Here is a 12,486-nt window from a genome sequence, read left to right as displayed (position 1 = left end):
TCTTGTTTGAGAATCAAAAAAAATAATGAAAATGAAACGTTTTCCAATCCCTATTCTTGTTATTTTTATCACATTTTATTTTATTTCCGGCACGGCAAAGGGCCAGAGTAAAACTGAATATTTTATGCAATCGTCATTCGAACGAGGTTCCTTGAACCCGGCATTGCGTCCCAATCAGGGATATATGGTTTTACCGGTATTGCCGAGCTTTTACGGCGAGGTGAAAACAAATACACTCAACCTCGACCATCTTACAAGGAAAGCCGGTGGAGAACGGGTAACCTTTCTCCACCAATCGGTAGATGCCGATGATTTTTTAAACAGGATGAAAAATAATAATTATGTCATCGGCGCGTTTTCTTACAAGCTGTTCGGGCTGGGCTTTTACAGGAACGACGATTTCTGGAGCATCGATCTGGATATCAAGACACACGTGGATGCCACTATTCCAAAATCGGTTTTCGAACTCGTAAAAAAAGGATTTGGCCGTCAGGAACAGACAAAATATGAAATAGAAAATATCCGTGCCACGGGTAACGGCAAGCTGGAGTTGGGAGTGGGCTATTCACGCCCGTTGATAAACGATAACCTGATAGTCGGCGGACGTATGAAAGGATTAATAGGGATAGCCGATTTCGATTTAAATGCTTCCCGGTTAACCGTCGATGCAGGAACAGAATACTGGGAAGCTCAGTCGTCCGTGCTGCTGAAAGCATCCATGCCGGGAATAAAGGTGAAGCACGACGAAGAGGGTAAATTTGACGGATTCGAGCTGTCGGAAGGGAAAAGAATAAGCGCGACCGGATGGGGCGCCGGATTCGATATCGGGGCGCAGTACGACCTGTCGGAAACATTTCCCGGATTGAACGGGTTAACAATTTCAGCAGCCCTGACAGATATCGGTTTTATAAGGTTTGGAAGGAAAAACGCCGTATTCCTGGAGTCTCCCGAAACAACGGTGCGTATCAATCCCAACGATTATACACTGCATACCGACGGGTCGTCGTCGTTAAACGACGTTTTTGAAGATGTAGTGGAAGATCTTCAATCCGCAGTGGACCTGCAGGAAACAGAGCCGGTTAAACGAACCGTCCCGTTGCGATCTTCCCTGAATATCGGGACGGAATACAGGTTGAATGAAAGACTGTCATTCGGAGTCCTGTTCTCGAACTATTTCGGAACATATTTCAATTCTCCGGAACTTACGGTTTCAGCAAATTTCGTCCATGCCGGTTGGCTGGGACTGACCGGAAGCTATTCCGTGATGCATGGCGCTTTCAACACCCTGGGATTTGCCGCCCACCTTGCTCCCCCAAAGGGAATACGTTTTTTCCTTGCAAGCGATTATATATTCCCACACGTGAATTCCCATTTTTTCCCGACCAAAAGCAAGGCCCTTAACGTACAAGTGGGATTTAGCATACCAATGGGGGAAAAGTTACACCGTTAATTTATCATGATTACTACCTAATTTAAGATTCGCAAGTCGTATAGTTGCAGCTAAAACCTTTACTAACGCTCATCCAGCACTATGGGTCCCAAAAAATATCTAAAGGTCTCCGTTTTAGTTGCATACATTATAAATTTATATGCGAAACTTACTACCTACTCATAAATCTGCATTATAACTCAGCAACATGTAAACAGTTTTGTTCTCAGTACGCATTTTATTCAGGAAATTAAACGGAACTGCATTTGTACTATCTATTGTCAGGCTCCATCCACTGTCGACATCACCCACTAAATCCACATTTTCTGCTGCAACGGTCAGCTTTTTCTTCTTTAAATCCATACTACAGAATGTAGCGGTTATCTGATCATCCATACCCAATGTTTTAGTCCAATAAGGAAAGTAATTTTTATTGATATTCAGGACTAATTTTCTTTCATTATTATTGGTGGCTGTTTTAAACAGATTCCATTCTCCTGCAAATTCGCTGTTGATGCTGAATAACTGAAGCAACCCTTTTTCCGGATCAGATAAAATCTCCTCTTTAATCCAGGTTGTCGCATCCTTTGCCAGATGACCGGCTTCCCGGCATGTATAGCGGAAATGCAACACAACATCGGCGATGGATTCAAAATCAAACTGGGGAATATCGTTGGGTAGTTCGATTTTCCATCTGCTGATTGCCCCGGCCCCTTCAAACGGCAAATAACGCTCATCGCGTAAATTGGTTTCGAATAAGCCGCTGTCGTTTTGTGCCGAGCTGGTAACAATGGATTGAATGGCGCCGTTATAATCCCGGAAACGATTGTCTTCCGAACCTGACCGTTGGTAGTCGTCCCCTTTCAATGATGAAATCCTGATACTGCTCTGCAGTAATGTCAACTTTGCATGGACGGTAGTATAAGGGCCGGTAATGCAGGGGATGGAAACAGCTACCGATTTGATGCGCCGCATAAACTGTCCGGGACTGTCCAAATCATATATCCATTCGGGAATTACAATTTCACAGGTGCCGGTAGCTTTTAATTTCAACAGGGCCATTGGGTCCAAACGTTGTATTGATATGTGTTTTGTAATTTCATACTCCCTTTTGTTGTTTTCGTGATAAGCCATTTCCAACCGTTTCAGATCCAGATACAACGATTCACCCGACAACAAGCCTTTTCTTGCACTGTCCCAATAGCCGAATTGAATGAAATCGGTGTCAGTGAATTCAGGACGCATCAATTCATACTTCATTGTCTGTTCGCTTTTCTTTGCGATATCGTAAGCAAATTGGTAACAAGAGAAATAAATCCTTGAAATTTCTCCTTGCATCCAACTATACAACTCCTCATTGGTAAATTTATCCTGTAGAAAGGCGTTCATCTCTTCCGACTGTTCAATTTGTCTGATATGATTTTCATATTCCTTTTTGGTAATCTGTTCACGGATCAGGGATGAAATAATTTGTCTGCCATATTGCACAAGTTCCGCAGTGGCACTGTTTGCCTGAAGCACGTAATCCTCTGCCCTTCGGTAATAGCCTCCCATTTTGGAAGCTCTCTCTGCGCTGGTAAGAAATGCGGTTGCGATTTTTTGTGCAATTTCTGAACCTCCGTCAGCTGCCGCTTTTAACTGTTTCCCGCCAAACTCAGCAGCCCCTCCGACACCTAATGGGGTTCCGTGCACGTCAAACTGGGGTATAAGGCCTACAATCGGTGAAATTAACTTCAATGCAGAAGAAAGAGCACTGAAGGTATCATAGCTGGGCAGGAAAATATTCAACTCTGCATTCTCATTTTTATTCAATGGTAAGGTTTTGCCCAATTCACCGCCCAAAATTCCGGTAACCATATTTCCTGCAAATTCCATTAAGCCGCCGACAGATGTTTCTTTCCTGTAATCCTCCTGGCTTAGTTCTCCTGCATATTCCCCAATGAACTGTGCATATACTTCGTCAAAGTTTTCCTCATTCAGCTCCTGCCTTGCAAGATCAATGGTTTTTAATTTATCGATATCCGAATCACTGCTTCCCAATATTCTCTTGTAATGCCGGTATCTTTCAAAAGCGACGGCCCTGCTTTTCAGCAACGACTCAGTGGCGGCTTCTGATTCTTTCCACTGCAGGAATTTTATATCCTGCACCAGTTTTGAAATGTTTAATTCATGTTGCTGCCGCATCAGGGCAATATGTTCCGCATCCTTTTTCTCAAGCGCGGAAAGCAAAGCATTTCCCAACGATTTCACTTCAGCACATATTTCCATCGCTTTCTGCAGCAGTAGCGGTCCGCGTACAGCAGATATGGACTGATTGATATTGTTGACAATGCTCCCTATATCAATACCGGCAGCGACAGCCTTCACCAGCATGCCGGGATCAATGGGCGGATCGAATAACGGCAATTGGCGGACAACACCTTCAATATTCATGCAATGCCTGATCTTGAACAGACGGTCGGCCACAGTGTCCCAATACGCAAGTAATTGATCATTTTGCGGAATGCAAAAGTATAAAGATCGGCCAATACCAAACAGTGCTGAAGTTCCTCCCTCAGTTGCCTTAGTGGTGGAAGTGGGATTTGTGTTAAACGGAAAATCGTTTTCTATTTCTATCAATGCATTGCCAAACGCATCAATACCGGTATCTTTCAATTGTTTATAAGTTTTTGGAATCCTTTTTCCGCGAGGCGGAATTTTTTGTGGTTTCGGACCTAAAACGGCGGCTGCAAGCACATATACCTGCGTAGCTTCATTGAGTGTCTCAATGGTATCCTGCCTGAACAGGTTGTCGCCCCAGGCAATAAGGTTATCCAGATATTTCATCACCACATTCAGCTGATAGGCAAGGTAGCGGGTACGGGCAATAACATGCGGCTGAAAGGGCTTGTCCCGCCAGGCCTGGATGCTTTTCTCCATACGCTGCTTCAATTCATTGTCTTCGTTTTTCGCAAGCTCTGTCAGCATTTCCTGAATAAACTCAGCCTTTGTTTCTTCCCTGAAACGGAGGAATTTCCAAAACCGTTGCGGTGCATCGACACTGCTGTCGGTACATGTCGGATCAAAAATAAAATGAAACCACTTTTGTGCCTCCGCAAAACGCTGATTTTTGCTAAGATGGACAGCAACCGTAAGGGGAGCATGAAAGAAAAGCTCCCAGTTATAAACGGCATACGGTCCGTCATCGGTGACATCAATATTCTCTTTCGGAAATGGCGACATAGCATAAGCTCCCGGAATATACCAGTCAGTCAACGTTCGTTCGAGGCTCTTATGATATTTTGCATCCAATAATGCCGGTAAACCGTCCCTGTTAAGCGTTTCAATCAGTTCATCGGTATAAGGGTGATAATGCGGGGAAAGTGTATAGTGCACTTTTCGTGCATTATTATAATATAACCATAATAATCCTTTGTCAACCATCAGATTATTATTTAGCATTAGTTCTGACTGATAATGAAAATTATTATTTGCTATCATGACATTCAACTTTTAAATGCTTATAAAACTATTTGTTTATCAATTTATTCACAGGTCCTCTTGTGTTAATCACCTTACCCTCGAAGAGATAAGGCTCGTTTGTTACAAGAATCTTATTGTAGTTAGTATTGAAATCTACCTGCCCTATTACCTGATTCCATGGATCGGAAGGATTCACTATTTCGTCAAACCTGATCACATCTTCCATTACCGGAGGCCAGCCGGGTATTGGTTTGTCCACCAATTCAGGAATATTTACCTCTAAAAGTGGCAATTCAACCCATGGGAAGTAACTATCAATTTCGGGGAGTCTCCTGTATACTTTCTCATCCGGCTGTACAAAAAAGGTACTGTGTTCATCTGCGTAAGAAAATGGCGCTTCAAACTGATTTTCTGTCGGATGCCGCAAGGGAGTAATTGAAAGGCCGGGCTGCAAAACATCCTTTTTGGAAAAAATGGTTTCGGTCACATAATTGGTTGTGGCGCCGGCGGGTTGTTTCACTCTTGTCTTAAACACGCTGGATGGAATAAGCATCTGTGTAAAATAATTCTGTGTATTCAGCGCCATGTATGATTCAAGGAATGTGATGTATTCATTCTCTACCAGTTGATTAATATTCACCAAAGTATTTAGTTTCTCTACATAAGGAGGAGCATTCTTTGATGTATATAGTATCCTGTGCATACTTCCTGTACCATAATATATCAGATAGAAATCCAGGCGTTCCCTGAACCTACCGGCCGGATTTTCAACCCTGTCTTTTCTTCCATAGAGCGATAGTGTGCGGCTGTCGAACGATTGGATATTTGGTATTACAACCGGTCGTTTGAGCTCGGTCGATTTTGGTGATGTCCACTTACCTTTAAAGTATTCCCCCCAACACATATTGATCTCCACATTTATCCTTTTTTGGTCTGTCCATGGCTTTTCGGAGATTGCTTTTGGAGAAGAACCGGTGTTCCGTTCAACAGGTTTTTCAAGGATATTCAACCAGAAGAGGAGCAGCCTCTTTTTCCACACAACCGGGAAAATATGATCGCCTTCTATATTGAGGTTTATCTTTTCCCAGGGTGTCCAATAGCCATACTCATAACGGCGATAATAGTATTGTCTTGTGTTGCCGTTGGTGCGTCCTATCACGTGTAGAACATCATCGAACTGATTCCCTTTTTCATTCTCATCCAGATACATACCGACGATTTCCAGTTTGGCAATATCATCCAATTTTTTCAGATAATTCAGGAATGCGAGCTCTGCTGACTCGTCGGTAACTTCTGCCTGCAGTAATTCTCCTTCCAGCTCTTTAAATAAGGGAGATTTATTGTCCCTCAATTCGGGTTCAAGCCAATTCTCCGGATAGAGGAATACTTTTCTGTTTGCTTCCCACAAACGGTAGCGCTTCATCCATGCCCATTGCTCAGCCCGTATGGAATCGGGAGACACATCGGGTTCAAGATTCATCATGCAACGTTGAATAAATAACTGCAAGGTTGAAAGCGCCATCCTTATCCGGGAAGTTTTCATACAGGCATCCATCTCCACATCAATCAGAAAATATTCATACAGTTTATCGGAAGTGACAATTTCAGGCGATGGTTTTCTGTATTGTAAGACATAACTCACCAAAGCATCCCTCAATAAATTCCTCACGGGGTCACTGACAGTCTGCATGGTTTCGAGCCAGATTGCTTCAGTCACTTTTTGCTTTATTGTTACCTTTATGCCGGCGATCAAATCATAAGAGGGATTGTTTGTAATCCATGAAAGTACATCTGAAGCAGGATAATAGATGTTGCTCAACAAAGCCATGGCATCAACCACTTTTTTCAGCAGACTCAATTTTGAAAGGTCGCTGCGGATCAATCCAAAGTGTTGCAGTACCCCTGTAAGATCTGCCTCATTCCACAAATTGAAATATTCGAGTAACAATTTATTCTGGCTGTTCTTTACATCAGGATTTTGTAATACCTGTAGCCATATATTGTCTTCAGGTTCATTTTCATCTTTCATCTGTTTGAAATTGACAAGCAGATTTATTTTTCCCCATAAGGTTTTTAGATCTGCGTTGTTGATGCTGCCGTCCGTGTCCAATTCATTCAGGAAATTCTTTGTTTCTTCATTTGCCGAAGCAAAATAATTCAATTCGGCAGGAGTAAGACCAAAGAGTTTTTGCAGTTGGGAGGCCTTGGATAACCGGATAAGCGATTCCCTGGCAAAATCAACATTTTCTTTTGCATATACTGCCATGGCCGGTATGGCAGATTTCTCCATAGCCTTGGTACGCCATAATAAATTCACAGTTTCAGCCGCGGGCAACGACGCAATTGTCATTGTAACTTTGTGCAATATCCCTGTTTTCAATGACAGAGGCAATACGTTTTTTATCTCCCTTGATTCACCGACAGTAATATTGGTGATTACCGGCTGTTCATTTATCGTGAGTGAAATGACTGTATCCTGCGCAGCAGAGACGTAAAAGAGATATTCATCCGTTGCGGGCACATCTATATAAAAACTATGAGTGGTGTTTTGATTGAATACCGGAATATTTTCCAACTGTAAAAAATCATTTATCACTGATTCGGAGGCATCAGATGCCGACCGGATAGTTTCTTTTTGGGCAGTCAGTACATTCACTGTATCCGCATCAGATTTCAGGACAGTTATCAAAACCTGCTTTAAACCATTGTTTTTCAGTTTCGACTTCAACTCCGGCAAAATCAGATCTGTCAGTTTCTTTGTTTGTAACGCAGGTGTAGATTCGGCGACAACCTGATCGTAAATATTTTTCAGTTCCGGATAATTTGCGGTAAAGTCGATCAGTGCTGCATTGCTGATTACGAATAACAAATCAACAGCAGCCTTGAAATCTGAGATAAAAGCATCCAGGTCTGGTTGTGTGCCAATAATTTCCATATCGGCCAATCCAAGTGAGTCTGCGGTATTCTCCAGTAAAGTTTTGGCAGTGTTGGATAAAACCCCGGTGTATGTAAGTTCCTTTTTAAATGGATCAAATCCTATCCGGGTGTCGGCATCAGTTATTTTTTTCGGTAACACTTCTTCACTTGTCACGAAAGATTCGCTATAGGTGTTTGTCCCCAGAAGCAATCCAAAGAAATAGTCAGTGATGCTTGCATCATACACCAAAGACATTTTACTCCTTGCAAAATTGAAATCTGCATTATCAGGAGCAATGCTGTACTCCTTTTCCACACTGTTCAGCGTTTCACGCAAAATTTTCACATTCTTAAGTTCTGTTTCCTCTGAGACTGTAAGTTTACCGGTCAAATCCACATGATGCAAAATATAGGAAAGGTCTGCCACTTTCAAGGAATTGGCTTTTAATTGCTGTGCGATCAGAATAAATTTCATGAGTGACGGTTCATCGGTTTCCATATCATCGGCAAGCGGATCTATTCCGGTTATCGCACTTAATTCTGTCAATTCGGGCACACTCAATTTTGTGATTTTTGCACACTGTTGGATACGTAATTCCTGCAGGTTGGCACTGTTCAGAATGAGCAACAATTCTTCGAATTTTTTTTCGGAATAGGAGAGATGATCTGCGATTTTTTTAAAATTCGCAATCCTGTTGAACAATGTTACAAAAACCGGATCAATATTGTCAATAACAATTTGTCCTGAAGGAACCGGACTCAAAGTGGATATGACACTGTCCAAAGTCCTGATACTCCATCCTGTTTTACGCAGCAGTCTTATAAACCGGTGAAACTTATGATACGAAAGTTCAGTCAACTGATTACCAGCATTCTCCGGAAGTACGTATCTCAATTCTACTTTAGCAAAATCACACTCTACAGAACCGCTTACTGTATCTGTAAGAGTAATCAGCCCCATAATCAAATTCTTATTCTTGTTAAGCCATTGTTTTATATCACCTTCATAATCATCCGGCGATATTTCAGGCGGGATCATGGCATCCAATGATGCACCGGACAATGTGCCGTTATAAAATTCATTCAGGTCGGTAAAATTGATCTGTAATTTTTGAAATAATGGAATGATCCTTACTCCCGGATTTATAAAATTGGTTTTTAGCAAGGCCGTCAGGTCATCATAACTGATACCGGTCCTGCGACAAAAGGCTTTTCCATTGGCAATAGCTGCGTTCAATTGAGCAATTGTGCTACCATCAGGTTCACCGAAATATTCCGGTAATTTTTTAAAGTTACTATCCGTAATGGTTTTGTATTCATCGTCACTAAAGCTAAGGGCCTCCTTCCTTGAAGGCAATGGTGCTGAAAAAACTGACAACATTTCTTCCAGGCTTGTATCCCAGATTTTACATATTCTCCGCAGGGTTTCAAGCGGTTGATGAAAGGGAAGATTATAAGGAAATACTTTCGATTTCAACTCATCATACACGGTTTTTTCCACAAACTGGGGTTCGGCAAGCAATTCCGATTGGGTTATATCTTCTGTTATATCATGCCCTGTCAAATCCTTCAGATCGCCATGAAGAATATAATGTTCCAATATTTCGTTCACCAGGTCAATATAGGGAAGAGACATATTGGTGTTCTCACAAGAAAGCTGAATATGTTGTATATCGGGTCTTCGCTTCAACAATTCATCAATGGGATTTTCTTTTTCATGCGGGATTTTTTCCAGGTCAATAAAATGGAGCAATTCAACTAAATAAGCTGCAGGGCTGAGCACTGAATTGCAATGATCGCAGGCACAATAATCCATATTGCCCAGTAGTTCTTCAAGAGTGGGATAAGCAATGGTTTCGTTTTGTACTTTCTCTGACTTGCCGGTAATGGAATAAACGTTGGGCATGGTATGAGCCGTAATATAGCCGGTAGCAATACTAATGGAAGCATTGTTTATTTCGACAGCTTTGTTATACGTCATTTCGGCTTCCACGGTATTGGGGAAATTTCCACCATAGGCTTGTAAGAATTCATTTTTTGTATAACCGGCTATCAGGTATGCCGAAGATAGCCCTGACTTACTCAAAGCGACCATTGATTCATCCGAAGGACTCATCTGAAACATCCTTTCCATGATTTTAGCAGAAGCTTTTGCCGGAGTAGTTAACTGATCGAATCCGTCCCAATTTTTCACCGGTTGGCTTCCAATAAGATTTTTGGTCTGATTGCTGCTGAAAAACTGATAGAGTTCATCTGTGGGTGCATTGGCCCCGAGGTCAATTTCTTTTCTTTTTATCATTTCACCTGCTACTGCCGTAGGATATCCGATTTTCACCTGAAAAGCAAGATGCCGGGCATATTCATCCGCTGTAATTCCCTGGGGCAAGTCATTTCCAATCAAATTTTTCCATTCGTCGACTTTGTATAATCCGCTGGTTGCCAGCTCAACATCTGTTTTGATATTGAATTTGTCGTATACCCTCCTGATAAGCGGCACGTTCTGTCCTGTGAGATAACCCAGTTTGCCGTCTAATTGTAAAGCTGCAATAGTATCGGTATCAAATCCTTGTTCAGAAAGGGAATTCCATAATTTTCCAGGGTCATTGCCTGCTTCTTTTTGTATTTGAGCAAAAATAGTTTTTTGTTGGATGTCCAGTTTTCTTATATCCAACATTTCATTCATTGAAGAAACGGATGATGGCAGTTTGTTATTAAGAATCTGATTAATTGATAATGTCTCCAATGTTCCAATAGTTTCCCGGATATTACCGGTTGACGGGATTATATTTTTTTCAATGGCATTTTTTATCGCAGCTTCCGCATCTTTGGAAGAAACGGATTTAATAGCCTCTTCAGTTCCCGGTACACCTGCCCGTAATAGGGCATATATATGGGAGGAATCAATTTTTAAACTATCACTCAATTTAGCTGAACTGGCAAGCATTGCCGTTATTCTTGCATCCCACCCTGTTTTGTTTGACAAATACGAAATATTCCGGTTTTTATCATCTTCTTTTAATTCAGTTAAATTCAATTGACCCAAATGGGGTTTGATTTCATTTAAAGCCAAACCGAATTCTGTTTCTTTTTTAATTTCATCGTTAGATACAATGATGTTCAGGGTCTCATCACCTGATGCATTGAATTGAATGGCAGATCTCCCGATCTCTTTCCGTGCGTTTTTTTCGTAAACCCGCACTTCGATATCCGGATTATTGTTCCTATCGTCAACTTTGTAAGAGATAGCATACTCCCCGTTTTTACCTGAAATTGTTTTGCCCGCGGAAGCGCCATTCACGATAGTGAGAATAAATAGTTCCGCAGCATAACCTGAAAGAGGCACTCCCCTATTATCGGTTATTGTTCCCCTTACGATATGCGAATTATCATTACCCGGTTTCATATTTTTGTTTTTTAATTTTCAGTTTATTGATATACCATTATTAACCATGTACCAGCAGTGTGATACCACCAAAGATTTCCCCATTTATATTGTTGATGGCAACAACATCATACCCGGCCAATTCACCTTTCTGCAATCCTATGTTGGGAATGTCCACCGATAGCAATGTCATTCGTCTTTCAAGGTTCATTTGACGATATTCGTCAATCTCTTTTTTGAAATCTGATGCTTTTCTTTCACCTGATTGAATCATTTTATGTATTCTCTTCATCTCATCCTCAATCCTTTTTTGCTCTTTCAGATTATATTTGCCTTCCTGATTGAACTCAAAATGAAAAGCAGCGTCTTTGTATTCAATTTTACCCGGTTGAATTATTTTCAGATCAATTCCTCTTTTGATTTCTCCCAACCGATTACTCAAACTCGTCAGACGCTTGGGTAACTTTACGCCAATTATATCCGGCTCCGCTTTCTTTGCAAAATTCAATCTGAACTCAGCCTTTTCCCTTGGTTTATCGATAATCCTAAAATCCGCAGCAACAGGATGACGTATTGCTAAAACTGCCTCCCTGGTCAACGGAACGAATTTTACTGTCAATTGGGCCTGAGGCATGTGTAGGATATTCAGGTTCATCTGCGTTGCCTGGCCTGCAATATTCAGGTTTTTCTGTCCGATACGCCTGTCCTGCACAGGGTCGAGCAAGGTATCATGAAGCGGGATATCGAGCGGGGAAAAAGAGAACACCCTTGCAAACAGACATTTATGACCTGCATCAGACGGTTCCACCAGATACCGGATGTTTACTTCAGACGAGCTGTAGCAATTGACCCAGGTAGAAGCAAGACCCAGTTTTTTCCCAAAACGAGTATCAAAACCCAGACTTGGCGTCACTAAATAAAATTCGACTTTGGCAGAAGGTACGTTTAAATCACCTTTATTGTGTACCAGGCATTTGATATTGTACAATGTGCCGGCATTCAATTCCGTAGTATAAGAGTTCAATGAAGAGACAGGCGAAACCATTACATCGGGCGATCTCCAGTATGCTACATTCGCACCTGGCCTGTAGCCGTTATCGCCTTCATAGGAACGGATGTAGAGATAGGAGCTATCTTTGAAATCCTCGGGCATGCGTCTCTTTTTAACCGGAGAGGCTTCGATTGTCTTATACCATGTTTCCCTGAATTTGACACTCTTTTCCCTGCGTTGGCCCTGAAGCTTTTTGATGATCTCACTGGCCTTATGTATATTTTCTAAACTCATAGTTATGAATGT

4 protein-coding genes are annotated in these 12,486 nt (G+C 41.7%); 1 reads left to right on the top strand and 3 read right to left on the bottom strand.

Translation table 11 applies throughout. The annotated features are described in order from the left end of the window. Nucleotides 1-31 precede the first annotated feature (31 nt). Nucleotides 32-1,450: a DUF5723 family protein gene (locus tag F597_RS0115425; RefSeq protein ID WP_157279183.1), complete on the top strand. Its 1,419-nt coding sequence runs from the start codon at nucleotides 32-34 to the stop codon at nucleotides 1,448-1,450. A 159-nt stretch (nucleotides 1,451-1,609) separates the two neighbouring features. Here the strand turns inward: F597_RS0115425 and F597_RS0115420 are convergent, their stop codons facing one another. From F597_RS0115420 to F597_RS0115410, 3 genes are read right to left on the bottom strand one after another with little or no spacing between them, the layout of a single operon-like run. Continuing rightward, the gene (locus tag F597_RS0115420; RefSeq protein ID WP_157279181.1) at nucleotides 1,610-4,909 is read right to left on the bottom strand and encodes a Tc toxin subunit A-related protein; all 3,300 of its coding nucleotides are present in this window, start codon (nucleotides 4,907-4,909) and stop codon (nucleotides 1,610-1,612) included. 28 nt (nucleotides 4,910-4,937) lie between these two features. Next, entirely contained in the window at nucleotides 4,938-11,210 is a 6,273-nt protein-coding gene (locus tag F597_RS0115415) for a neuraminidase-like domain-containing protein (protein ID WP_019540658.1), read from the bottom strand. 40 nt (nucleotides 11,211-11,250) lie between these two features. Next, nucleotides 11,251-12,474 carry a hypothetical protein gene (locus F597_RS0115410; RefSeq protein WP_019540657.1) on the bottom strand — a complete coding sequence of 408 codons (1,224 nt, stop codon included), beginning with the start codon at nucleotides 12,472-12,474 and terminating at the stop codon, nucleotides 11,251-11,253. Between the last annotated feature and the right edge of the window lie 12 nt (nucleotides 12,475-12,486).

The sequence above is a fragment of the Proteiniphilum acetatigenes DSM 18083 genome, assembly GCF_000380985.1.
GTDB lineage: Bacteria > Bacteroidota > Bacteroidia > Bacteroidales > Dysgonomonadaceae > Proteiniphilum > Proteiniphilum acetatigenes.
This window is presented reverse-complemented; position numbering and strand designations above follow the sequence as displayed.